General features: G+C 51.0%; 22 protein-coding genes. 17 read left to right on the top strand and 5 right to left on the bottom strand.

Features of this window, described 5'->3' with window-relative positions; all coding sequences use genetic code 11:
• Positions 1-127 precede the first annotated feature (127 nt).
• Both ABEA66_RS01820 and ABEA66_RS01825 read right to left on the bottom strand, forming a co-directional pair.
• On the bottom strand, positions 128-721 hold the full coding sequence (locus ABEA66_RS01820; RefSeq protein ID WP_345585519.1) for a TetR/AcrR family transcriptional regulator: 594 nt from the start codon (positions 719-721) through the stop codon (positions 128-130).
• Positions 718-1,632: an SDR family NAD(P)-dependent oxidoreductase gene (locus tag ABEA66_RS01825; RefSeq protein ID WP_345586300.1), complete on the bottom strand. Its 915-nt coding sequence runs from the start codon at positions 1,630-1,632 to the stop codon at positions 718-720. Before ABEA66_RS01825 ends, ABEA66_RS01820 begins: the two co-directional genes overlap by 4 nt.
• Positions 1,633-1,900: 268 nt before the next feature.
• Here ABEA66_RS01825 and ABEA66_RS01830 point away from each other — a divergent pair, with 268 nt between their 5' ends.
• Together ABEA66_RS01830 and ABEA66_RS01835 are read left to right on the top strand one after the other, a co-directional pair.
• Positions 1,901-2,458, top strand: a complete 558-nt coding sequence (locus tag ABEA66_RS01830; RefSeq protein WP_345585521.1) for a GNAT family N-acetyltransferase — start codon at positions 1,901-1,903, stop codon at positions 2,456-2,458.
• Positions 2,458-2,886, top strand: a complete 429-nt coding sequence (locus ABEA66_RS01835; RefSeq protein ID WP_345585523.1) for an HIT family protein — start codon at positions 2,458-2,460, stop codon at positions 2,884-2,886. Before ABEA66_RS01830 ends, ABEA66_RS01835 begins: the two co-directional genes overlap by 1 nt.
• A 425-nt stretch (positions 2,887-3,311) precedes the next feature.
• On the opposite strand, the gene ABEA66_RS01840 is transcribed toward ABEA66_RS01835, so the two are convergent.
• Positions 3,312-3,737 (bottom strand): VOC family protein, encoded by a 426-nt coding sequence (locus tag ABEA66_RS01840; RefSeq protein ID WP_079912435.1) that lies wholly within the window; start codon positions 3,735-3,737, stop codon positions 3,312-3,314.
• A gap of 219 nt (positions 3,738-3,956) precedes the next feature.
• On the opposite strand from ABEA66_RS01840, the gene ABEA66_RS01845 reads away from it, so the two are divergent.
• The 9 genes from ABEA66_RS01845 to ABEA66_RS01885 all read left to right on the top strand — a co-directional run bounded on the left by ABEA66_RS01845 (position 3,957) and on the right by ABEA66_RS01885 (position 16,591).
• Positions 3,957-4,583 carry a YdcF family protein gene (locus tag ABEA66_RS01845; RefSeq protein ID WP_256865450.1) on the top strand — a complete coding sequence of 209 codons (627 nt, stop codon included), beginning with the start codon at positions 3,957-3,959 and terminating at the stop codon, positions 4,581-4,583.
• Positions 4,584-4,599: 16 nt separating this feature from the next.
• The gene (locus ABEA66_RS01850; protein WP_192702262.1) at positions 4,600-5,250 is read left to right on the top strand and encodes an HAD family hydrolase; all 651 of its coding nucleotides are present in this window, start codon (positions 4,600-4,602) and stop codon (positions 5,248-5,250) included.
• A 20-nt stretch (positions 5,251-5,270) separates the two neighbouring features.
• The gene (locus ABEA66_RS01855) at positions 5,271-5,762 is read left to right on the top strand and encodes a GNAT family N-acetyltransferase (protein WP_345585527.1); all 492 of its coding nucleotides are present in this window, start codon (positions 5,271-5,273) and stop codon (positions 5,760-5,762) included.
• A gap of 550 nt (positions 5,763-6,312) precedes the next feature.
• Complete coding sequence (locus ABEA66_RS01860; RefSeq protein WP_345585529.1) at positions 6,313-7,269, top strand: ABC transporter permease; 957 nt, start codon at positions 6,313-6,315, stop codon at positions 7,267-7,269.
• An 11-nt stretch (positions 7,270-7,280) separates the two neighbouring features.
• Positions 7,281-8,168, top strand: coding sequence for a carbohydrate ABC transporter permease (locus ABEA66_RS01865; RefSeq protein ID WP_345585531.1), 888 nt, complete (start codon positions 7,281-7,283; stop codon positions 8,166-8,168).
• A 105-nt stretch (positions 8,169-8,273) separates the two neighbouring features.
• Entirely contained in the window at positions 8,274-9,860 is a 1,587-nt protein-coding gene (locus tag ABEA66_RS01870) for an extracellular solute-binding protein (RefSeq protein WP_345585533.1), read from the top strand.
• 71 nt (positions 9,861-9,931) lie between these two features.
• Positions 9,932-12,166, top strand: a complete 2,235-nt coding sequence (locus ABEA66_RS01875) for a helix-turn-helix domain-containing protein (RefSeq protein WP_345585535.1) — start codon at positions 9,932-9,934, stop codon at positions 12,164-12,166.
• Between the two features lie 52 nt (positions 12,167-12,218).
• On the top strand, positions 12,219-14,282 hold the full coding sequence (locus tag ABEA66_RS01880; RefSeq protein WP_345586303.1) for a glycosyl hydrolase 115 family protein: 2,064 nt from the start codon (positions 12,219-12,221) through the stop codon (positions 14,280-14,282).
• Between the two features lie 251 nt (positions 14,283-14,533).
• Positions 14,534-16,591 (top strand): beta-galactosidase, encoded by a 2,058-nt coding sequence (locus ABEA66_RS01885; protein ID WP_345585537.1) that lies wholly within the window; start codon positions 14,534-14,536, stop codon positions 16,589-16,591.
• A 282-nt stretch (positions 16,592-16,873) separates the two neighbouring features.
• On the opposite strand, the gene ABEA66_RS01890 is transcribed toward ABEA66_RS01885, so the two are convergent.
• Together ABEA66_RS01890 and ABEA66_RS01895 are read right to left on the bottom strand one after the other, a co-directional pair.
• Positions 16,874-17,806 carry an aromatic acid exporter family protein gene (locus tag ABEA66_RS01890; RefSeq protein ID WP_345585539.1) on the bottom strand — a complete coding sequence of 311 codons (933 nt, stop codon included), beginning with the start codon at positions 17,804-17,806 and terminating at the stop codon, positions 16,874-16,876.
• 235 nt (positions 17,807-18,041) lie between these two features.
• A complete protein-coding gene (locus ABEA66_RS01895; protein WP_345585541.1) occupies positions 18,042-18,932 on the bottom strand; it encodes a DMT family transporter in 891 nt (296 codons plus the stop codon).
• 458 nt (positions 18,933-19,390) lie between these two features.
• Between ABEA66_RS01895 and rpmG the strand changes: the two genes are divergently transcribed.
• The 6 genes from rpmG to ABEA66_RS01925 all read left to right on the top strand — a co-directional run bounded on the left by rpmG (position 19,391) and on the right by ABEA66_RS01925 (position 25,437).
• A complete protein-coding gene (gene rpmG, locus ABEA66_RS01900) occupies positions 19,391-19,540 on the top strand; it encodes a 50S ribosomal protein L33 (protein ID WP_079912445.1) in 150 nt (49 codons plus the stop codon).
• 104 nt (positions 19,541-19,644) lie between these two features.
• Positions 19,645-20,658, top strand: coding sequence for an ABC transporter substrate-binding protein (locus ABEA66_RS01905; protein ID WP_345585544.1), 1,014 nt, complete (start codon positions 19,645-19,647; stop codon positions 20,656-20,658).
• On the top strand, positions 20,648-21,649 hold the full coding sequence (locus ABEA66_RS01910; protein ID WP_345585546.1) for a FecCD family ABC transporter permease: 1,002 nt from the start codon (positions 20,648-20,650) through the stop codon (positions 21,647-21,649). Before ABEA66_RS01905 ends, ABEA66_RS01910 begins: the two co-directional genes overlap by 11 nt.
• The gene (locus ABEA66_RS01915; RefSeq protein WP_345585548.1) at positions 21,646-22,485 is read left to right on the top strand and encodes an ABC transporter ATP-binding protein; all 840 of its coding nucleotides are present in this window, start codon (positions 21,646-21,648) and stop codon (positions 22,483-22,485) included. Before ABEA66_RS01910 ends, ABEA66_RS01915 begins: the two co-directional genes overlap by 4 nt.
• 32 nt (positions 22,486-22,517) lie before the next feature.
• The gene (locus ABEA66_RS01920) at positions 22,518-23,447 is read left to right on the top strand and encodes a magnesium chelatase ATPase subunit I (protein WP_345585550.1); all 930 of its coding nucleotides are present in this window, start codon (positions 22,518-22,520) and stop codon (positions 23,445-23,447) included.
• On the top strand, positions 23,437-25,437 hold the full coding sequence (locus ABEA66_RS01925; protein WP_345585552.1) for a VWA domain-containing protein: 2,001 nt from the start codon (positions 23,437-23,439) through the stop codon (positions 25,435-25,437). Before ABEA66_RS01920 ends, ABEA66_RS01925 begins: the two co-directional genes overlap by 11 nt.
• Positions 25,438-25,453 lie beyond the last annotated feature (16 nt).

Genomic DNA, 25,453 nt, shown 5'->3' on the forward strand with positions numbered 1-25,453 from the left:
ACATAAAAGGCAACAAAGGCATGAGGGCGAGATATATCCATAGGTTTATGGCGCAGCCGGAGTTTCAAGATGTGCAGGATGACGAAGCGTTTATTTCTATTAAGAAAAGACCGTTTACTCAGAAGAGCTATTTTGTCAAAATCTTCATAAGAATATCGATCTGGCTGAACCAGCCTTGTTCAGGCGTTTCCTGAAGCATCAATCCCGTGATAACGGAGAAATAGAGCATTAACAGCTCGGAAGGATCTCCTGCGCAAAATTCCCCGGACTCCTGTCCCTTTATTAAAATAGGAGCCAGCTGCTGGATCGTTTCTTGAGGCGAATACTGCCCTAGGATTTCTTTAACCTTACCGGGCACGTCATCGGATTGCCGCGCATGCTGCAGCAGAAGAAAGCTGTATTTTTGATTGTCCTCCAGCATTTGAGCCGTCAATGTCCGGATTTGCTCCAGGGGAGTGCCGGGCAGCTGGTGCAGGCTGTGAATAGCGGATTGGGCCGCCTCCATCGCTTCCTGTACAAGTAAGGTAAAAATTTCCTCCTTGGATTCAAAATACCGATAAGAAAGCCCTTGGCTTACGCCGGCTTCGGCGGCGATCATACTCATCTTTGTACCCGAGATGCCCCGTTCTGCGAATACTTTGAGTGCGGCTCTTTTGATTTGTTCCTTTCGTTCGTCTGGAATAGGTTCTGCTTTGGTTTCGCCTGTTGGTACCACAGTCATACACGCTCCCATGAATAGGATGTTTGTTCTTCACTGATGCTCCACAATTTCTCGGCTGCAGCTCTGTTAAGACCTGGTGCTGCCGGTGTCTTTTGCCGCATATCCGCGTAATAGAGACCGCTTTGCCCCGTAACGTCGTCGGAGTCGGCGAGCCAGACCAGCGTCTCAGCACCCTTCTCGGGAGTACGGGAAAATAATTTCATCACGCTCATCGACAGGCGAACTACCGCCCCGTTATTTTGGTTGAAATTGGTGGCCACTAGGCCGGGATCGAAACAGTATGAGGAGACCCCCGTTCCTTCCAAGCGTCGGGCTAATGCAGCGGTAAATAATATATTCGCCAGCTTCGTCTCGGCATAGCGGAGGGTAGCTCCGCCTAACAGATTGAGCGGGAAGGTGAACAATTGTTTTGCGCTAATATCCTCGAAACGGATTCCACGCCTAGCCATCTTGTGCCCGTGGGAGGCGGTTGTAATGATACGGGCATTCCCGCTTTGCTTCAAACGGTCAAGCAGCAGGCCGGTTAACAGAAAAGGGGCCAGATGATTAACCGCCCAAGTCATTTCCAAACCGTCCACTGTAAGCTGGCGCGTCTCGTACATAGCCCCGGCATTGTTGATCAACATATCCAGCCTGGACCACCGGCTCAAAATCTCGTTCGCCGCCTGGCGTATGGATGCTTGAGAAGCTATATCAGCAAGGAAAACGTCTACCGTATTATCCTTGGCGATAGCACGGAGCTGGGCTGCCACCTCATTCGCCTTGGCTTGATTGCGAGCCACAATGCCCAAGTTAGCGCCACGAGCGGCCAGTTCCTTGGCTGCCGCCAATCCGATTCCGCTGGTAGCTCCGGTGATCACAATATATTTGCCTTGTGCTGTCCATTGATTATTATTCATTATTTTGTGCATCATTACAACGCCTCCATTAGTGAATGAATGATTCATTCATTTTTTATTCATGGTAACTTCGAATCCAGTTGTTGTCAATAGACTTTTATCAGACACTATACCGAGCAGCTCGGAAGTTTCTTTGAAGAGAGTATAATCGTAGTTGTTTTTTCACTCCGGGACATGGATGGGTGTGGTAAAATAATGAAAATAAGAATGTGCTTAGTAAACGCAACGGCTGATTTTAAGTGAAAGAACCCTATAACATAAGATGTGGAGGGAATAGCTAATGCAAATCGTGGACTTACGCAGAGAAGACTTGGCACGAATACAGGGGGCCGCTGCCATCTTGATGGTAAACTTCGCAGAAGCCTGGGCAACCATGGAGGACGCCTTGCTAGAAGTAGAGGAGAGCTTGCAGGAGGACAGGATCAGCCGAGTGGCGGTTGATGAAGACGGCACTGTCGTAGGCTGGATCGGCGGTCAGAGCAGCTACGGCGGCCATGTGTGGGAGCTGCATCCGTTGGTGGTAGCGGAGAGCTATCGGGAACGCGGGATCGGCAGGGCGTTAGTGACTGATTTTGAAGCATGCGTCCAAGCTAGAGGAGGCATCACGATCTACTTGGGAACAGACGATGAGTCGAACGGTACGAGTTTATACGGACAAGAGCTTTATCCGGATGTGCTGGGCAAGGTGGTGCAGCTGACGGATCGTAACAGACATCCTTTTGGATTTTACAAGAAGCTGGGGTTTGAAGTGGTCGGTGTCCTGCCGGATGCGAACGGATTCGGCAAACCGGATATCTTCATGGCCAAACGAGTCGGACCCGGAGAGGGGCACGGGTAATGGACTGCTTGGGCTGTCGAATTGCCAAAGGGACGGAGCCGGACGTGAAGGTCGTTTATGAGAATGAGCATCTAACCTGTGTTCTGGATATAGCTCCGTTTAACGAGGGTCATCTGCTCATTCTTCCGAAACGGCATGTGCTGGACGTCGATGAAATGGACATGGAAACAGCACACCGCATTATGGAGGCCTCCATGAAGCTATCCTCGATAATCAAGCGAGTATTTCATCCTGATGGGATCTCGATATGCCAGAATGGCGGCATATTCAACGACTTGAGGCATTATCATATGCACTTGATCCCGAGGTATAAGGATGATGGATTCAGCTGGAGCGAGCCCTCATCCCCCCATGACGCAGGCGATCGGTTAAGCGAAACCTGTGATAAGATCGTAGAAGCCTTGATTCGGGATGGGAGCGAGACTTAACCTGAGATGAATAAACAGGAGGCACCGCAGCCGGATCTATCCAAGGGTATCGTGGGTATAGTATTTAGGCTTACACTATCCCATTCATTCATGGAGATATGGAGGATTCCCAATCTTTCATGAACAAGGTGAATATACTGAAGTGATTGATTTTTGGTGAAACGGGAGGCAGCTAACGGCTGTACAAATTTGGATTGGAAAAAAACGTACGCTTGCTCTATGAAAGATTCAACAGTTTATTTTCAAAGGGATGCACCTCATTGAAGGGAGTAATTAGTACACCCCCGCAAAGCGGCGCATTGATTTCGAGGCTAGTTCAATTACTTTGCAAGGAGCCCCTAAAGTCATCATGTTAAAAAAAGCCTCTGCCGCATATAGCAAGCAAAGGCTTGGACGTTCGGTATGTCCGTTTGACGGTGTGCTTCTTAATGCTCGCCTTCAGTGAAAACCTGGAACGAGACGCCGAATTTATCGGTCAGGTTGCCATAAGCAGGGCTGAAATGGGTTTCCTGCAGCGGCATATGAACTTGTCCGCCTTCCGACAAAGCTTCGAACATTTGCTTCGCTTCGCTCGCATCCTTGGTGGAAATGCAAACGGTAACCTGATTGCCGCTTTGGTGGGGCTGACCAGGGAACGTATCAGAGAGCATAAGGTCCGTCTCGCCGACCTTCAGCAAGGAATAGGCGATCAGTCCTTTGGCCGCGTCAGGCAGCGGGAACTCCGGATTAGCGGGCATATCGGCGAACGTAAGGCTGTGGAGCAGCTGGGCATTCAATGCTTTTTCATAAAATGCAATAGCTTCCTTGGCGTTACCGTTCATCACAAAATAAGGCAGCAATCTAACTGTCATTATCAATGTCAGCTCCTTTGGTTGAATGGTTGGAATTCATGATGCTTCCGTGACGCGGATTCCTTGTCGGCGAAACAGCACCACCTCCCAGTATTACCCATAATCAAACTATATAACAAAGAACATATGTTTGCAATCCGAAAATTGGTTATGTCCGGTCGTTCCTATTATTTTGTGATAAAATGGAAGTAAGTTGGATGCTTGCATGGAGAAGCGGAGGTGATTACGATTCGTATTTCAGAATTGGATCCTGATCGTCTGACGAGACAGCAGATGACGACACTATTGTTCGAAGGCATTGCAGACGATGGAAGTCACGGCGACTGCATCTTTGTATTTGGCAGCAACAAAAGCTTGCGGTACAGGCTGCCTGCGGCAGTCGAGCTGTATCGTCAAGGCAGGGCTCCGAAGCTTCTCCTGTCGGGGGGAACCGTATGGCCGGCGCAATCCAATCAATGCGAGGCAATGCTTATGAGGGAGAGAGCTATTGAGCTTGGGGTTCCTCCTGAGCATATTTTGACGGAGACGGAATCCAGGCACACGAAAGAAAATGTTCTCGCCTCCCTGCTCGTCCTTGATAGAGGCCTAATGCTTCAGAATGTCCGCAGGCTATTGGTCGTTACTTCAGCATATCATGTGAGAAGAGCCCATCTGACTCTGAAAACTTACATGCCCCGGTGGGTCCAATATACTCTATGTCCGGTAGACGACCAAACGACCAAACGCGATAACTGGTGGCTTAGCGCTGAAGGGGCCAACAGAGTGGAAGCCGAATCCCGTAAAATCATTATGTACATCAGAGCGGGCGCCATTGAAGACGACGTATTGCCGCAAGCCAAACCATAGGAGGGGACTCAGCATGATAAAGGCGGTCGTATTTGATTTTGACGGGTTGATCATTGATACGGAGACCGTTTGGTACGAATCGTATAAAGAAGTTTTCGAGGCGTACCAAATCGATTTTCATTGGGAGCTGTTCGTAAATTGTGTAGGGACGGACGATTCGGCGCTGAACCAATATATCGATGAGAAGGTGGTGAACCTGGAGGTATGCCGGGATGACATTAAGCGGCAGGCAAAAGAGCTGCATAAGCAGAAAATGAAAGCGGTTCCTATGAGAGATGGAGTTCAGGATTATTTGAACGAAGCGAAATCTTTAGGGTTGAAAATAGGGCTTGCTTCCAGCTCCAAGCGGGAGTGGATCGAGTTTTTCTTGAACAAGCTGCAGATCGGTGAGTACTTTGAAGCCATTTCAACAGGGGATCAGGTGGAGAAGGTGAAGCCGGATCCTACTCTTTATTTGAGAACGCTGGAGCTTCTCGAGGTGGCCGCTAATGAATCGGTTGCCTTCGAGGATTCCTCCAATGGCGCCAAGGCGGCGACAAGAGCGGGAATGAAGTGCGTTATCGTACCTAATGAGCTGACGCAGTTTCTTACGTTCGAGAAGTATGATTTACGGATATCTTCCATGAGTGAAATGAGCCTGGAGCAAGTCATTCAGCATTTCAATTAACGGATGGCCGAGGTGGGGAGATGGAGGTAGAACTGCAGCGTGTCGCTTATGAGGAAAAGGGGATTCTGCGCAATCTGCTGGAATTTTATTTATATGAATTAAGCGAGTATCTGGATAGCCTGGAGTTAAATCCATACGGACAATTCGAATATCGGATGCTGGACCATTATTGGACAGATTCGAGCCGGCATCCGTTCTTCATTCGCGAGTCGGGAAAATTGGCGGGGCTGGTGCTGGTCAGGGAGTGGGAGCGGGCTCCCGATCAATCCGTCACCTGGCTGATGGCGGAGTTCTTTATCCTTCGCAAATATCAGAAGCTGGGGATCGGCCGATCCGCGGCGTTCAAGACCTTCGATCGGTTTCCGGGACGATGGATCGTATCCCAAATCGAACACAATACGGCAGCAAGGGCATTCTGGAACAAAATTGTCGCCGAGTACACGAACGGTGTATTTCAATCTATACAGTTTGGCAATCAGCCAGCCCAGCACTTTGAAGTAAAGGCCAAATAAGAGGGTTAACGATGCTGAAACGGTTTTTACATACCGTTCATTTTATCGAGTAGGTTAGAGGAATACATCAAATACAGGAAGAGGCTTTCCATTGGAAGGCCTCTTTTTTACAACTCTTTTTCCACTTCTATTTATGGATATATCATCTTGTGATAAAAGCTTTAGACGGAGACCATCTCTGGCTAGGGCTCTTGGTGTTGAGCCAAAAAGCGGTTGACCTTTATCTGTTAATGAACTGTTTTCTAACAAGGAAAGGATGAACGGCTTCAAATACAGCACAAGCTGCAATAATGTCCAAGAAAGTCAAAATTGTACCAAAGAAAGACTATCCATAACAACGGCTTCCCCCATGAAGCAAGTCAATAAATCCAAGCGTATCAACGGTTTCGGAATTCGGATAATTACCCTGAAATAAGTCTATTGTGCTGTAAACAGCAGGCCGCGTATAGTTTGGGTAATCGGCCCGAGCCGAAACCATAGGGTCGTAGATGTTATAGTTTTGCATGATCATGATATAGCAACAAGTACGTCACAGGAAGAAGGGATGCACATGGACCAAAGTTCAACACAGAGCAAGCCGCATATATTGCAGACGGCCGTCAGGCGCCGGCAGGCAACGGGGGTTTGGCGGGACTACCAGCTGTACTTACTGCTTGTTCTTCCCATTTTGTATTTTATTGTCTTCAAGTACGTTCCGATGTATGGAGCGGCCATTGCTTTTAAGGATTATAGTATTTTCCAAGGGGTAACCGGCAGCGAGTGGGTAGGCTTCGATAACTTCCGGCAGCTGTTTGCGATGAGCCAGTTTTATCAGGTTGTTCGGAATACGCTGATCCTCAATTTCCTGGATTTATTCTTTTCATTCCCCGCACCTATTGTTCTTGCGCTTCTGCTTAATGAGCTCAGGGTCATCTGGTTTAAAAAAATGGCGCAGACCATTTTATACCTGCCCCATTTTATCTCGTGGATCATTATCGGCGGCCTCGTGTATCAGATGTTTTCTACCAACGGAGGTCTCGTCAATAACCTGGTTACGAGTCTTGGCTTGCAGCCCATTCCATTCTTGACGGAAAAAAATAACTGGGTGCTCGTGTACCTGGGAACAGGGATATGGCACAGTGCTGGCTGGGGGACTATCATTTACTTGGCAGCGCTAACAGGAATCAACAAGGAGCTGTATGAGGCAGCGGAAGTTGACGGCGCAGGAAGAATGAAGAAAATATGGCATATCACGCTTCCGGGTATCCGTTCGACGATTGTCGTGATGCTTATTATGCAGCTTGGCCATATTATGACGATCGGCTTTGAACGGCCGTATGTGATGGGCAACCCGCTGGTTATGGATTATGCGGAAGTGATCAGCACCTTCGTATACAAGGCGGGACTCCAATCGGCACAATTCTCGCTGGCAACGGCGATGGGCTTGTTCCAGGCGTTGGTTGGACTTGTTTTCGTCATATTGGCGAACACGATCGCCAAGCGCTTCGGGGAGCAAGGAATATGGTAGGAGGGAATGATATGACAACTGGATTACAGCGGAGAGCGCCAAGGATACGGATCACAGACGTCGTCATTATGCTGATCGTGGGAGCAGCCATGCTCCTGTGTCTCCTGCCGTTCCTGCATATTATCTCGATCTCATTAAGCTCCAAGCATGCCGTCTTGTCCAATCTGGTCACGATTTTTCCGCGGGAAATTGATTTTCATGCTTACGAGATCGTGTTTCAGGATTCAAGAATGCTGTGGTCGATGGGGTTGACCATCATTCTGACGGCTGCCTATACAACAATGAGTATGGCGATGAGCATCTGTGCGGCGTATCCATTGACGAAGGAGCGATTGAAGGGAAGATCGGTCTTCATGATCTTGATCGTCTTTACGATGTTCTTCAGCGGCGGCTTGATTCCCGAATATTTGCTGGTGAAGCAGCTCGGTCTGCTGGACAATTTGTTAGCGCTCATCGTACCGGGAATGATCAGTGCGTTTAACTTGATTATTTTGCGGACCTTCTTCTCGTCGATCCCGGCGAGCCTGGAAGAATCGGCGTACCTGGACGGCAGCTCTCATATCGGCACGTTACTGCGTATTGTTCTGCCGCTTTCGCTGCCGGTGCTGGCGACGCTCAGTCTGTTCTATGCGGTCTCCAGATGGAACGGCTTCATGGATGCGCTCTTCTACATTACGAACGCGAATTTGTATCCCATTCAGCTGAAGCTGTACCAGGTCGTGATGAACAGTATGGTAACGGACTTAACGGCTCAGGAGGGCGCGGTTCAAATCGATGTCGTCCCGGAAGGAATCAAGGCGGCCAGCATCATGTTCGCTACTACGCCGATTTTAATCGTGTACCCATGGCTTCAACGGTATTTTGTTTCCGGTATCATGATCGGAGCGGTCAAAGGCTGATCCGTTCCTCCGGATTTGGATCAATCTGGAGTTGGCAATACCTCTGTTGTTTAGAGGTGAAGATGATTTGAAAGTCGAAAACATAGGTGAAGGGGAGTTCTGAACATGAAGGCAAAGCAAAGAAAGTGGTTAGGAGCTTCAACGGCGGCTTTAATACTGACCGGTATGCTGTCGGCATGCTCTGGTCCAGCAAAAGATTCTGCACAGGGACAATCCAACGGTGCAGGCAAGGAGCCTGTCACCTTGAAGGTGGAGATATTCGATCGCGGCAATGCGCCCGCAGGCGCAGGACCGGTCGACAACAACTTCTGGACGCAATGGATTCAGAAAAATTTTGGCGATCCGAACAATATCAAGCTGCAGTTCATTCCGGTTCCGCGCAATCAGGAGGTAGATAAGCTTAACGTGCTGATGTCCACCGGCGATGCTCCCGATCTTGTGTTTACTTATGACATGAACACGATTTACAATTATGTCAAAGGCGGCGGCTTGACCGAGCTCGGCAAGCTGATCGACGAGAACGGGCCGAATCTGAAGAAGTTCCTGGGTCAGGAGGTTCTCAACTACGGCATCTTTAGCGGCAAGCAGTATACGATCCCGGCGAAGAGGCCGCTTCAATTCACTCAATCCTCCTACATCCGAAAAGATTGGCTGGATAAGCTGGGATTGCCGGTTCCGAAGACGACAGAGGAGTTTTACCAAACTATGAAAGCGTTTAAGGAGAAGGACCCCGGGCAAACCGGCGGCAAAGTCATTCCTTACGATTTCAGCGCTTCGAACGGCACGAATATTACGACTCCCGGTGTTTTGATCAGCTCATTCGTTAAAAAGCTGTCGGAGGAAGATTTTTACGCGATGCCGGAGCTGCTGAAGCCGGGCTACAAGGACGGCGTCCAGTTCTTGAATAAGATGAATCAAGAGGGCTTGATCAACCCGGATTTCGCTCTGGACAAAGACGGCAAAAGCTTCGAGCGGGACGTGGCGAACGGCTATGTCGGCGCCTTCACGGCGCTGGCGGCTCACCAAAACCTGATGGGACCAGGGAACGTATTCGATACGCTTAAGAAAAATGTTCCAGGCGCCGAGTATGTGGCTATGGATCCATTTACGAATGAGGAAGGCAAGCATCCGAAAGTGATTTACGACCCGATCGGCATGCATATCATGATTCCGAAGTCGAGCAAGCATGCGGTGGAGGCGATCAAGTATCTGGACTGGATGTCGAAGCCGGACGTGCTGTTTACGCTGCAGAACGGTATCGAGGGCCAGCATTATACGCTGGAGAACGGCTTCCCGAAGGCCATTACGACCGATGAAGCGAAGAAAACGTACTATAACAACACCGATATTGCAATTATCAGCAACGGAAGAGATTTTGGTTCCAAGGATAAAAATATCGAGGCCGGTGCCCTTCAGTTCCCGAACTACAAAGAGCTTGCCAAGCAAACGATGATCAATGCTCTTAATGACGGGTACACGAATCCGCGCTTCGAGCGGCCGATCGACTCCGAGATCAAATACAGCAAGACGCTGGGAGACAAGGCGCAGGAAGCTGTAGTGAAGAGCATTCTGGCCAAGCCGGAAGAATTCAATAAGCTGTTTGACTCGAAAGTGGAGGAATATTTGAAGCTGGGCGGGCAGGCTGTGATGGATGAACGCAGAGCCGCCTACAAGGAAATGAAAAAGAAATAAGCAGGATGTACGGCAATCCCTTCTAATGTAGAGGGGGTTGCCTGAATGTTTACTATAAAAGGGTGGGGAACATGAATATCAACAACAACTACATTAAGCGGATGCTGCTGTCATACCTCCCCATTCTGTTTGTTACTGTCAGTGTGCTGATATTTATTTTTATTTCCATCATCAATGAAATTAATGTTCGAAATGCTATTCAGGCGAACCGGCTCACGGCTGCGTATATTGTGAATATGGTGGACAGCTCGTTAAAAGGCATCTCTTTTGATGCTCAGAAAATGATAGAAACGAGCGGTGAGCTGCAGCAATTCCTCGACGGTCCCTCCGACAGGGCTCAGGAATTCGATGTGTCCAATATGCTGAGCAGTCTCATGGTTCGATACGGGCTCGTCGATTCGATTTACTTATATCGGGCCAAGGATGGCAAGGTTCTTGATCAAAGCACGATACGTTCGATAGAACAATTTCCGGACCAGAGCTATATCCGCAGCTCACTGGATCGCATGCTGGCGGGAGTCTGGTCTTCGCCACGGCTTAAGGAGAACGAAGGGCTGAACGCATCGACGTCTGTGAGCGTTACCTCCTTGGGGTTGAAAATTCCGCGCGATTCCGGAAGTCTCGGCTATATGATCATTAACATCAAGGTTTCCTCGTTAGATTCCTACATCCGTCAGATGATCGACCAAAAAATTACGGAGACGCAGCTGTATGATGCCCAAGGAAAGCCTTTCTTCGAGGATAGCCGTCTGGTTTCGTCCAATAACAGTCTGAATGCGGATATCGTCTCGGATTACACGGGCTGGAAGTATCGAATGAGCATTAAAGGCGGCAAGCTGTTCGATCTTTTGTTCCACGGAAGCACGGTGTGGGTCATGCTGGGCCTTGGGGCCATCGTCTTTGCAATCGGGTCGACCTTCTACGTGACACGGAGAAGCTACAAACCGATTGAAGCCATTCTGCATCGGATCGACCGCTTTTCAACGGCTATCAAGCCTTCCGATCAAAGAGATAAGAGCAATGAGTTTGCGTTTATCGACCATGCGATCGAGCGGTTAATAACGAACAACATGGCGTTTCAGGAAAAGCAGCAGGAGCATCTGGTCATTCGAAGACAGCAGTTTCTGCAAATTTTGTTAAAGGGCGAATATGATGACGACCGGGCTGCGTGGGAGCAGGAATGGCATCATTTCGGGCTATCGGCGGGCCACTTTATCGTAGGGCTGCTGGAGCTTGATCACTATGTGCAGTTCGGACTGAAGTACAGTCCTAACGATCAATCATTGTTCAAATTCATTATCAGCAGTGTCACTGTCGAGATAGCCGAACAAAACGGCCAGAGCATTGTAGCGGAGTGGATTTCGAAGCACCAGCTTGTTATTCTTCTTCTCTCGAAGGAAGGCGAGGCTTTGGAGCATCACATGCTTCAGCTGTCGGACCAGATCAGAGCCTGGGTAGAGAAGCATCTGGATTTTACGGTTACGATCGGCATCGGCTCGGCAGCCACTCAGGAATCGGAGATAGGGCGTTCGTTTGATGAGGCGGCGGCGGCCGTCAGCCGGAAAGTGACGCTTGGCGTAAATCAAATTATCGACGCGGTTGAAGTCAAGGGGAGACCTGACGGAGAATGGTTCGCCTATCTGGAAATGATCCGCACGATCGTACGCAAGCTCCGCATGTCGGAGCCCGAATGGCTGAGTGAGCTGAATCAGCTATTCAACGAGATGACCGTTCACCGGCTTGGCAAGGATGATGTTGAACGGCTGCTGCATTATTTCATCTTTCATCTGGAATACGAGATGGAGGGAACGCTGCCTGAAGCAGCCAAGCTATGGCTTCAGGATGCCAAGCCGGTCCTGCTTCTTGCGCTGGAGCAATCGGATACGCTGGCCCAGCTCGAGTCCTGCTTCCTTAAGGAGCTGGAGCAGCTATCCGGGTGCATCGGAGAACTTGTGCAGAGCAGGCGTTACAATGCACAGATGATAGAGATACGCGACTTCGTGACGAAGCACTTCATGGACCCGAATCTTTCGCTCACCATGCTGAGTGATCGGTTTCAAATCGGCTCCAAGTATTTAAGCCAGCTGTTTAAGGAAAGCATCGGCCAAAACTTCTCGGATTTCCTGATCGGCTTACGAATCGAACATGCCAAAAAACTGCTTCGCGAGTCGGATGTTTCGGTACAGGACATCTCAGACCTTATGGGGTATGCAAATACGACGTCGTTTATAAGGATTTTCAAGAAAATCGTCGGAGTGTCTCCGGGACAATATCGGGAGTCTCAGCTTCGTAACGAAAGTAAATAAAAGATGAAAAGGAGGTTGGCTGGTGAAGCAGCATGTTAAAGGCCCGCTGGTAATAAAAGGGCGAGTGCGTATCCAAATTCCCGAATTACGGACTTCTCCGGTCGAGCATGGAATCCGGATGCTGATCAGAGACTTTGAGGCCGTGCTGGGAGCCAAACCCGAGCTAGTGACGGAAGCAACGGAGGCAGCGGAAATCGGTATCCGTATAGCCGGGGAGAAGGATGATTGCCAGCAGCGTCCGGAAGCGTTCGGCTTTCGTTTCTGCAGCAATGGCGGCAACCCTCGCATGGAAATAATCGGCTATGATGATTTGGGCCTTGTGTATGGCATATTAGCATTCAGCAGGGAATTCCTGGGCATCCAGCCGTTCTGGTTTTGGGCGGACCAGTCGTTAACCAGGCGCCAAGAGCTCGTGATTCCATGCGTCGATTATGATGCTCCTGAGCCTAGGGTTCGGTACCGGGGCTGGTTTGTCAACGACGAGGTATGCCTGATCGGCTGGAAAGACCCATATCCGCCTTCCAGGGAAGTGTGGGAACCCGTATTTGAAGCGCTGCTCCGTTGCGGGGGGAATATGGTCATTCCCGGCACGGATTTGCCGAAGCATGGAATTCATTATGAGCTTGCTTCCGAGATGGGGCTATGGGTAACGCATCATCATGCGGAGCCGTTGGGAGCGGAAATGTTCCTTCGTGCCTTCCCGGGCAGAACGGCCAGTTATCACGAGCATCCGAAGCTGTTCGAAAGCTTGTGGCAGGAGGCTATAGAGAAGCAAAAGGACAAGAAGGTTCTCTGGGTGCTCTCGTTCCGCGGGCAAGGAGATAAGCCGTTTTGGATTGATGATCCTGCTTTTGACACTCCCGAAAAACGCGGGGCGATGATAAGCAAGGTGATTCGCAAGCAGTACGACATGATCGGCAGCGCCGTCTCCAATCCGGTTTATTGCGCAGCACTATATGGAGAAATCGCCGAATTGTACAAGGGAGGATTCGTGGAGCTTCCGGAGGACGTGATCAAGATATGGGCCGATAACGGGTACGGCAAGATGGTTTCCCGCCGGCACGGCAATCACAATCTTAGGGTACCGGCGCTCCCGGCGGCTGACGATAGAGGCAAGCACGGCCTGTACTATCACGTGACGTTTCATGACCTGCAAGCCTCCAACCATCTGACGATGTTCCCGGGACCGGCGGAATTTTTGAAGCAGGAGCTTGAGAACTCCTTCTCCTCCGGCGCAGATGAATATTTGCTGCTCAATTGCGGCAATATTAGGCCTCATATCTATCCGCTGGATGTGATCCGAGAGCTGTGGAGCGCCGGCACGGTGGATGTTGGCAAGCATTTAACTGAATTCGTACGCAGCTATTATGGCTCCCATCATGATGAGCTGGAGGAATTATACGGCAGCTATGCGGAGGCGGCCCTGTCGTACGGACCGCATGACGATGATTGGGCTGGAGACGAATATTATCACCATCCGGCCAGGGTTATCATCGGCCATTGGCTGCAGGGGAAGGGAGATCAACCGAATCCGAGATTATTCTGGGCTGCGGAGGCGGATTCTTTCCTGAAGCAGGTGAAGGGGTTCGAGGAACGGCTGGAGAGCGGCATGCAGAAATGGGGCGCATGGCTCAAGCGGTGCGGCGAAGTGCTGAATCAGCTTGGAACGGACGATAGGCGCAGAGCCGGCGATCAGCTGCAGTTCCATGGTGCCCTTCATTTGTCCGGCTGCGAAGGGTTTTATTGGCTGTGCCGCGCTTACAGAGAGTATAGCGAGAAGCGTTACCCGCAAGCGTTCGTCTGCGCCTCCGAATCGATGTGGAGCTATCAGAAAGGACTCGACCAATTAAGAGCTTCCGAGCATGACAAGTGGGACCGGTTTTACCGGGCGGATTGGCTTACGAACATTCAGAGCACCGTCCAAAATGTGGATACTGTAAGAAGGTTCCTTCGCATCCATGGAGACAGTCCCGACTTTTTCTTATGGTATAAGGAGTTCCTGATGCCGGAAACGGAAAAATACATTTATTTGGAAAATACCCACCGCAATCCTTTATCCGATGATGAGCTGGCTCAAAGGCTTAAAGCTTATTTTCAGCAAAGGGAGCTTCTGTAGACCTGCGGTCTGTGAGAAGGGTACATGCAATAAAAAAGTCCCTGAGCGAGCGATTCTGACTGCACCCCAATTGTTAGACACCATCCAACAGTTGAAGGTGCAGTTTTTTTGTTTGCTGCCACTATGGATGCAGGACTGTATGTTAAGAACGGACGATTTTTTGCTGCTTCTGTTCTATGTTTGTAGGCTGCCCATGATCTATTATCAAAGAGATATATGCAAATATGACGATTCCTATAGGAGCGATAGAGATGACAGGAAAACATTCCCCTATAAGCAGTAAGCTGCCCGTCCTGATGCACGGCGCGGACTATAATCCCGAGCAATGGCTGCATGATCCGAAGGTGCTGGAGGAAGATATCCGGCTTATGAAGCTGGCCGGCTGCAATGTCATGGCCATCGGCATATTCTCCTGGGCTTCGCTGGAGCCTCAGGAAGGCGTGTTTTCCTTCGAATGGATGGATCAGGTGCTGGAGCGTTTTGCACAGAACGGGATTTATGCCTGGCTTGCCACGCCGAGCGGGGCGCGTCCCGCCTGGATGTCCGCCCAATACCCGGAGGTGCTGCGCGTAGGAGCCAATCGGGTCCGCAACCTGCATGGAATGCGGCATAATCACTGCTACACGTCGTCGGTCTATCGGGAGAAGACGGCCATCATCAACGGCAAGCTGGCTGAACGCTACGCCAAGCATCCGGCCGTACTCGGCTGGCATATCTCCAATGAATTCGGCGGAGATTGCCACTGCGGCCTCTGTCAGGATGCCTTCCGCAGCTGGCTGAAGAAGAAGTACGGGACGCTGGAGGCTCTGAATGCGGCTTGGTGGACGACCTTCTGGGCACACACCTACACGGATTGGTCTCAGGTGGAATCTCCAGCTCCCCATGGAGAGAACATGGTTCACGGCATGAATCTGGACTGGCGCCGGTTCGTAACGGATCAAACCGTCGATTTCTGCCGGCATGAGATAGAATCGGTGAAGAAAGCCAATCCCGAGCTTCCGGCTACCACGAACATGCATATGATCGAAGGCCTGGATTACCGCAAATTTGCCGATGTGCTGGATGTGATCTCCTGGGATGCGTACCCGACCTGGCATCAAGGGACGAACGATATCAAGCTCGGCGCATCCATAGGGTTCTACCACGATTTATTCCGCTCCATTCGGAAGAAGCCGTTTCTTCTTATGGAAAGTACGCCGAGCTTGACGAACTGGCAGCCGGTCAGCAAGCTGAAGCAGCCGGGCATGCATCGTCTGTCCTCGCTGCAGGCGGTAGCCCATGGATCGGATTCCGTGCAGTACTTCCAGTGGCGCAAGAGCCGCGGCTCCAGCGAGAAGTTTCATGGCGCCGTGGTGGATCACGTGGGCCATGAGCACACGCGAGTCTTCCGGGATGTGGCGGAGCTGGGGAGGTCGCTGGCGGCCATCTCGGAAGTCACGGGCACTTCGACTCCGGCGGAGACGGCGATTCTGTTTGATTGGGATAACCGTTGGGCCGTGAAGAATGCTCAGGGTCCCCGAAATATGGGGATCCATTATGAGCAGACGGTCCTGGACCATCATCAGGCCTTCTGGGAGCAGGGAGTGCCGACGGACGTCATTGGCAGCGAAGATGATTTCGGACCGTATAAAGTGATTATCGCCCCCATGCTGTATATGTGCCGTGAAGAGACAGGCAGGAAGCTGGAGCGATTCGTTGAGAACGGCGGTACCTTGGTGGCTACCTATTGGTCAGGCATTGTCGATGAGCATGATCTATGCCATTTAGGAGGCTTCCCCGGACCGCTTCGCAAGGTGCTCGGTATCTGGGCGGAGGAAATCGAAGGACTGTACGAGGAAGACCGGAACGGGCTGGCGTTGTCGCCGGATAACGCTCTTGGTCTGACAGGAACCTTCGAGGCTCATGAAATTTGCGAGCTGATTCATGTGGAGAGCGCCGAGGTGCTGGGGCTCTATACGGACAGCTTCTATGCCGGGCGCCCGGCTTTAACAGTGAACAGTCTGGGCCAAGGACGCGCGTACTATATGGCTGCCCGGCTGAAGGCGGACTTCCTTTCCGCTTTTTACCAACGGATCGTTGAGGAAGCGGGGCTTCCCCGCACATTGAATACCGACCTGCCGCGGGGTGTTACGGCCACGTGGAGGACGGATGGGGAAACGGACTATGTGTTCGTAATGAATTTCAGCGGGATGGAGCAGCAGATTCCGCTTGATGGGCGCGAATATACCGATCTGGAAAGCGGAGAGCCTGCAGGGGATAGTTTAAGTCTGCCGGTTCACGGTATAGCGGTGCTAAAGCGAGAGGTGTGAAGTGTGGAGCGGGGTGCCGTAGAAAAGAAAAACCGGAGCGCCATGCTCCGGTTCCGGCATGCTGTTGAAAAAATGTTTTGTGGGAACTATGCTGCCTACGAAGGTGGGTATGCCCGGAGGAGGTTACGTCCACCATTGAAAGCTGTGAAATACCGGTGCATAGATTTACTCGCACGAGTTTCAATAGTGGCGGCTGGAGGGGCATACCCACCAGAGTATATTGGCAAAGTTCGAGCTCTATAGGTTTTTCCTCAGATTCACCGGCATCAAATCATAGCCTGATCACATTGTATGAATAAACCGTTCCAGCTCGTTCGCTACGGCATAAAGGCTGGCGCGATTTTCGAATTCATGGCGCGTTTCCGGCAAGGGAAGCAGCTTATGGTATTCACGGATGGCACGCAGCGTTTCGCGCAGATGGGCTGTTGAGCTTCCAGGTTTCAGGCTGCTGACCTCAAGAATAAAGTCTCCTATCCGAATGCCCTGGTCCATCTTAACCGAAATTCTTGAAATATACGGGAGCATTCGCTCCAGGATTTCGTACTGCTGGCGTTTTGTATCAAAATAACTCTCGTAGGAGTTCGTTTTGCGCAGTAAATTATTCTCCGCATCGAGCACTGCGAGCCTCTTGGCTTGCTGAAGCTCGTCGCCAAGCTGCAGCAGTTCCTTCCCGTCCCACAGCGTGTAGCCTTCCTTGAGATAGGCGGCCATCTCTTTCAAAATAACGGAGATGAGCCGATCCACCTCCTCCTTGCGGCGGTTTAACTCCTTATCAATGCTGGGCATGTACCAATTAACAAGCAGGGCGACCCCTAAGCCGATTACTATCACCAAAAACTCATTAAGGAAAAAGGCGGGTTCAATGCCTCGATGCATATAGACATGCATGACGATGACCGAACTGCTTGCGATGCCTTCCTGCATGCGAAACCGGACGCAGAACGGGATAAACAGCAGCAGATAAACGAGAAAGGAATATGGATGATAGCCGATGATAGCAAACAGCAGGCTCGAGAATAAAAGGCTGGATAGACAAGCAAACAATCGGCTGACGACGGCTTGCGTTGATTGCTTGCGTGATTTTTGAATGCACAGCAGGGTCAGTATCCCCGCCGCAGAGTAGTATTCGAGCTGCAGCAGCTGGGCAAGCAGAATGGAAATGCTGACGCCGACGGCAGTTTTTAGAGTACGGAAGCCGATTTTCATCTTCGTCATGCTGTCACCACCAATAGCATTTTGCTATATTGTATAGTGCTCGGGTTGGAGTGTAAATGTAATTCACACAAAAACAACATCATTCAACAGCATTTTTGAAAAATAATTGAAAACATTGTCGCTGCAGTGAGAAGGTTCACGAAATACGAAAAAAATGTTGTATTACATTACATAAAAGTGGGCTGAAAAGCAGAAAAAAGGCGTTCCGCAGCGGAACGCCTTGAACCTGTAGCTTCTAGGAAGCAGCAGCCTGTGCAGCTGATCTGCGATTGGATACGGCTACGCCAACCAGAATAAGAATCCCGCCGACGATTTGAACCATCTGGATCGTATCCCCAAGAACGAGATAAGCCACGATAATAGCGATGAACGGGGGGATATTCATAAACATGGAGCTCGTGGATGCGCCTACCTCGGAAATGCTCTGATTCCACCAAAAGCCCGCCAAGCCTTGGCCGAAAATAGCGGCGCAAGCCAGCAGCAGCCACATCGTGAGGTGAAGGCTGAAGTGCATATGGCCTTGACTCGCTTCCCATAGGGCCGCGGGAGTCATCAGGACCGTTCCCATGACGGTTGCAAAAATAGTGATGTCATAGGATGGCATGCTGGTCGTTAGTTTGCGGATGAACAGCAGGCTGACGGACAGAGCTAGCATAGCCATCAGCAGCAAAATATCGCCTTGCGAAATGCCGATGGATTTGCCCCCGAACAGCACGATAAGAACGACGCCGATAAGCGCAAGGCCTGCACCGGTCAGCTTGTTCACCGTGATGGCTTCCCTCAAGAAAATGCGGGCAAGTAAAGTAGTAGCGACAGGAGAGAGCGCTATGATGAGCGGGGCATTACCGGCCGTAGAGTGCTGAAGACCGATGAAATAAAAGAACTGGTTGAACAGGGTGCCGAACAGGCCCGCAAATAGCAGGATAAGCCACTCTTGGACGGTCGGGCGCTTCATCCTCCGGTTGATCAAAGCTACCGAAATTAAGAAGAGTGAGGTTAGTACAAGACGGGAGTAAGACAAGAAGATAGGAGAAAAATCTCTCAGCAAATAGGCGCTTGCGACATAGTTGCATCCCCATAGCAGCGAGACGCCGAGTAAACGCAAAAAAACAGCCTGATGGGCCATGACAGCAGAATTCCTTTCGATTTCACACATGATTCGTCCATTATAATCAGCGGTCCGTTTTATTGTAAAACCAGAAATAAGCTAAAAATAACAGAAATTCGAACATATACTTCTGTTGCAGCGATAGAGCATCGGCTGTTCTTACGATTAGTGCCAATCGATAATGCTAAACCCGCTTTCCCCAGAAAAAGGTTGAGCAGGATACTCATTAACAGGCGATTCTAGAAAAGGCTTTGACGGATAAATAAATATTTGGTACACTCCTTATGTGTAATTATTACGTTTAAATAAAGGCAAGAGTACTTAAATGATGAAAATCATAGGAAATGATAAATGGTGAGAAGAGGGGCTGCTATCTTGGTAGATGGTTTTTATTATTTTTAATAATCGTAAAAATTACATATAAGTAATGGAGTTGTCTGAGTGTTAGCAAAGTTCCAATGAAGGGAGGTGATCGCATGCGAGTCGTTGTCACATTGGCGTGCACAGAAACGGGTGATCGTAACTACACCACAACGAAGAACAAAAAGACGCATCCGGAACGTCTGGAATTGCGCAAATACAGTCCTCGTCTAAAAAGAGTAACGCTTCATCGCGAAACGAGATAATACATCATCTTGATGGGTAAGGCCGGAATCTGGGTTCCGGTCTTTATGTTTCGCTCAGATGAAATAAATCCATGATACCTATCTCTTCGGGAGGAAAGAAATCAATGAAAGCTTTATCCAAATGGCTAATGACCAGCCTTGTTTTGATTATCGCAGCGGGATGCTCCGCGAAAGCGATCCCGAATAGCGGGAATGCCTCTACCGAATCACAACCGGCTGCGGACACGACGAAGTCATCTCTTGCCCCGGACCAAAAGGGATTTATGAGCTTTAAGGATGACATAGGACGTACGATTGATCTGAAAACGCAGCCGAAGAGAATCATCGTGTTATCGCCGCAGCTGCTGGATCTTCTCTATGCTGTCGACGGAAGCGCCATTGCCAAGACTACTTCACCAAGCGCAGCCGTCCCTGAACAAGCAAAGGGTATTGAAGATGTAGGGGGAATGACAACCGTCAATACGGAAAAGCTCCTGGCCTTGAAGCCGGATCTGGTGGTCGGTTCCACCTCATTTCATCGTGAATTAGCCAATGTATTGGACGCAAGCGGCATTCCGTTTGCTCTCTTCAGCCTCAGCACTTATCAGGATTTAAAAGAAAAAGCCCCTCTGTTCGGTCAACTTGCCGGTAAGCCAAACAGAGCTGATGAGGAGCTTGCCAAGCTGGATGAGAAGATCAAGCTTCTCACGGCCAACTTGCCGGATCAAAAGCCGACCTTTATTATGCTGAATGTCACGCCGACCAGCATCTCCGTTCAAAGAACCAATACGGTCGGACTTGAAGTCGCAGGGATGCTGAAGATGAAAAATGTCGCTGAAGCGCTCGATGCTTCTTCCAAAAGCCAGTCTACGGCTCCCTATAGTTTGGAAAAGGTGGTGGAGCTGAATCCTGATTACTTATTTATCCTGATTCATGGCGCCCGTGAGGACGGTGAGAAGAAAATAAAATCCGAGCTCGCCGCACAGCCAGCTTGGTCTTCCCTGCGAGCGGTCAAGGAAAATCACATGACCGTCCTTCCATCCGACCTGCTGCTATCCAATCCCGGTTTCCGGTTGAACGAATCCGTCGCTTATTTAGCCGAATATGTGTACCCGGAGATTTATAAGAATGCCAAGTAAGGAAGAACGAATCTCTGGCCAAAGAAGTACGGTTGTCCTTGCGCTGCTCCTTGCAGCAGCTTGTCTGTCTATTGCGTTCAGCCTTAGCTCCGGCGCGGTCTCGATATCTTTGCCTGACATATGGGGCTATTTGTTTCACGATAATGCGGGTCCGATGAAGGAAGTCATCTGGAATATCCGGCTGCCCAGAACACTGATTGCTGCTCTTGTGGGGATTCATCTGGCGTTGTCAGGGGCGCTGCTGCAAGGAGTTATGCGCAATCCGCTGGCGGATCCGCATATTATCGGCGTTTCCTCCGGTGCGGGGCTGGTCGGCGTCGTGATTCTGATTTTATTCCCGAATTTGCCCTGGCTGCTGACTCCGATGGCTTTTCTCGGCGCCTCGGGAGCGGCCGTCGTTATTTATTTGCTGGCCTGGAAAGGCGGTATTCAGCCTGTACGCATTATTTTGGCAGGCGTAGCGGTATCTGCTTTTCTCGGTTCCGGCATTTCGGCACTGCTGACCTTCTACAGCGACCGAGTCCACGGGGCGTTAGTGTTTCTTGTGGGAGGGCTGGCAGCCAAAAGCTGGCCGCAATTATCCATCATGCTGCCTTATTCAGTTATTGGCGCAAGCTTGGCTTTGGCAGGTGCCGCCCACATGAACATTCTTGGGCTAGGCGATGCGAATGCCAAGGGATTGGGGCTTCGCGTCGAGGCGACCCGTCTCGTCATGACGGCCGTTGCTGCGCTTCTGGCGGCAAGCGCGGTCAGTGTCGTAGGCCTGCTCGGTTTTGTCGGCCTGATTGTTCCTCATTCGACGCGGCTCCTTATCGGCAGTGATTACCGGTTTTTGCTTCCGGCGTCGGCTCTGATGGGCGTTATCGTCGTTACTTGCTGCGATACGTTGGCACGTCTTCTTTTTGCCCCGATAGAGCTGCCTGTCGGTATCCTGATGGGAGCCTTGGGAGGGCCGTTCTTTTTATATTTGTTGAGGAGAGAAGCGGAATGATCTCGATGGCGATGCACGATATATCCGTCCAGTATAACGGCCGAACGGTCATCAACAAGCTGAATTGGCATATAGACTCCGGGAACATATACAGCATTCTTGGACCGAACGGATGCGGGAAGAGCACCTTGCTGAAATCCATTTCCAGCCAACTGAAAGTACAGACCGGCTTCATTCATCTGGATGGCAAGGCGCTGAACAGCATCACACCTCGCCAGCTGGCCAGGCAAATGGCGGTTCTCCAGCAGAGTCAGGAAAAGCTGCCTGAGCTGACTATAAGAACCTTGGTCGGCTACGGGCGGTTTCCCCATAAGCCGGTTTGGGAGCGGCTCGGTAAGGAGGATGAAGCGATCATTGACTGGGCACTGGCACAGACAGGCACCGAAGCCTATGCAGGGCGCAAGCTTGCTTCGTTATCAGGGGGAGAACGGCAGCGGGTCTGGATCGCGATGGCGCTTGCCCAGCAGCCCGGTATTCTGCTCCTGGATGAGCCTACAACGTATCTGGATGTCAGCCATCAGCTCGAAATTATGGAACTGATAAAAGAGATTAACCGGTCGTATGGAGTCACGATCATCATGGTGCTTCATGATATCAACCATGCGGCTGCTTTCTCGGATGAAATAGCGGTCATGAAGCAAGGCGGTTTATATGCAAGCGGTACCCCGGAGGAAGTGATCACGGCTTCCATGCTCGCAGACGTCTTTGGCGTCAGAGCCAGAATGGACTGGGATAGCGAGAGCGGGCGTCCCTCCTGCCTGATAACGGGGCTAGTCGAGAAAAAAGCGCCTGATCGCAACCGAGAGGAGCTGTTTCAACCATTTTCCCGCTCATAGGGATAACCATTATCAAAGGAGGTTCAGGATCTATGCAGGACATGTTCCCGTTTACGGCCATTGTTGGCCAGGAAAGAATGAAACAGGGGCTGCTTCTCAATCTAGTCAATCCTAGGCTTGGAGGCATTTTAATACGCGGAGAGAAGGGGACTGCCAAATCGACGGCGGTTCGCGCGCTGGCCGAGCTCATGCCGGATATCCATGTGGTTACGCTGCCTGTCAGCGCTACCGAAGACAGAGTCGTAGGGACGCTGGATATTGAGCATGCGATCAAACAAGGCGAAAAGCGTTTCGAGCCGGGGCTTTTGGCAGCCGCCCACGGACATATTTTATATGTGGATGAAATCAATTTGCTGGATGACGCCATCGTGGATGCGCTGCTGGATGCGGCGGCTATGGGGGTTAATACTGTGGAAAGAGAAGGGGTTTCTTATTCGCATCCATCGCGATTCATCCTAATCGGCACGATGAATCCCGAGGAGGGCGAGCTTCGCCCGCAGCTGCTGGACCGGTTTGCTCTCTCCGTCGAAGTGAACGGAGAGAAGGAGGTGGACACCCGAATGGAGGTCGTTCGCAGAAGGCTTGCGTTCGAATCGGCTCCCGATCGGTTTCGGGGACGGTTCGAGCAGGAGCAGGCAGCGCTTCAAAAGCGGATAATGGAATCGCGCCGGATGCTGAGCCTGATGGAGCCTACGGATTCTATGCTGGAATGGGCTGCTCATATCGGAATCCGATTGGAAGTAGACGGCCATCGAGCAGACATCACCTTAATCAAGACGTCCATGGCGATAGCTGCGTTTGACGGAAGATCGCAGGTTACAGCGGAGGATATGATGGAAGCGGCCATGCTGGTCATGCCCCATCGGATGCGCAAGCAGCCTTTTGAAGATCATGTTCATGGAGCGGAATCCATCCGCATGCTGCTGAACAATATGCAGCTGGAGAGTCATTATGTTTCCTAGTGAGGCCTCGGCTCCTTTTCCATTTTGTGCGGTGGTCGGGCAGGAACGGGCACAAAAGGCCTTGCTGCTTCACGCCATAAATCCCCGGATTGGCAGCGTGTTGCTGTGCGGAGAAACCGGAACAGCCAAGACGACGCTAGTGCGCGGCCTTGCGGCATTGCTGCCGCAAAGAAGAAGAGTTGTCGTGCCGGTTCATGTTACCGAAGATCGCCTGTTCGGGGCATTGGATAGCGCTGCGGTTTTCCGTCAGGAAGAAAGGAGGCTTGCCCCTGGCTTACTCTCGGAAGCAGATGAACAAATGATGTCTGTAGACGATGTGCAGCTGATGTCCGAGCCCCTGCTGAGGTCCATTCTGCAAACGGCGGAGAACGGTTCCTACCGGATCGAACGGGAAGGCTTGTCGGAGCTCAAGACGGCCCGGTTTCTTCTGTTCGGAACGATACATGTGGATACCCTGTATAGCCATGTGCTGAAGCAACCATTGTCCGATCAATGGGGGCTTTTTGTCCAGATGGAACCTGTGCGAGAGCATGAAAAGAGACAGCAAATCATTCGCCGTTGTCTCGCTTTCGAACGAAACAAAGCCCTTTTCGTCAGTGAATATGAGACGGAAACAAGAGAGCTGCTTAACAAGGTGACGAAGGCATCGCTGCTTCTTTCTTCAGTACATGTAGGCAAAGATATGCTGCGGTTGGCAGCTGAAATATCGCGAGAAGCAGGGTGCCAGGGGCACCGGGCGGAAATGATACTTGTCCAAACAGCAACGGCTATCGCCGCTTGGGAGGGCCAGACGGAAGTGAAGTCGCATCATGTGCAGGAGGCGGTACCATACGTGATCCCGCATCGGATGCGAGACGGTAAGGCTCCTAATGATTTGTCCGAAACTCCGTATAATGGCCATGTAACGAATGGCTCCGACAGACAAGACGAGATGCCTGGAGTGCCATCTCGTCCTGAATGCTCCCCTCATGCACCATCCGAAGCCCAGCAGCAGGATGCAGAGGATGAGCTTTCGCCGCCCAAACATTCTGGGATGGATTTCAAAGCGAATGCTCATAACGAAGCCCCTGTCAATGAAAGGAACGGGGAATCACCGGATACGGTTGGTGCGCGGGAAATCGTAGAGGCGATCGGGCGAGATTACGAAGTGTTCCGCTATAGCTTTACCGCTATATCCAAGCCTGGCAGCGCAAGATTCGGCAAGCGCAACAAGTCCGCAGCGGGAGTGCGTTCCACATCGGGCCGCTATGTTCGGGCTATGCTGCCCAAGGGGCCGGTTCGGGATCTGGCTCTGGATGCAACGCTGCGGGCGGCGGCCCCATTCCAACGTCTTCGCCATGACCGGTTACTGAGGAGCGAAGGGGCACGGGTCAACCGGCTGCTGATCGAAACAAGCGACCTTCGGGAAAAAGTACGGGAAGCCCGATTGGGAACGGCTCTTCTATTTGTAGTGGATGCCAGTGGATCGATGAACGCTTCCAAGCGGATGAAGGCCGTTAAAGGAGCTATCGTATCTTTACTGCGCGATGCTTACCGGCAGCGGGATGGTGTAGGCTTGATTGCATTTCGCGGGGAGAAAGCCGAGTTGATGCTGAACATAACCCGGAGTGTCGAGCTTGCCGAACGCAAGCTGAGAATCATGCCTACAGGGGGCAAGACGCCTCTGTCTGCTGCTTTAAGGAAGGGCGCGGAAACGCTGGAAGCCTGGATGAAAAGAAAGAGCGGCCTAGTACCCGCCATGATTGTTATCACCGACGGTAAGGCGAATGTAAGCCTCAAACCGGATAGTGATCCATGGAATGAAAGCTTGAATATCGCCCGGCGAATCGCCGTCTCCGGCATTCAGACGATGGTGATCGATACGGAAGCCGGTTTCGTTTCCCTAGGGTTTGCGAACAAGCTGGCAAAGGGACTGAAGGCAGCCTATTATCGTCTTGAACAAATAGAAGCAGGCAATATCGAACGGGCCGTACGCAGCATGCTTACATAATTCATGGGGGGAGATA

The sequence above is a fragment of the Paenibacillus vulneris genome (genome assembly GCF_039543185.1).
GTDB lineage: Bacteria > Bacillota > Bacilli > Paenibacillales > NBRC-103111 > Paenibacillus_S > Paenibacillus_S vulneris.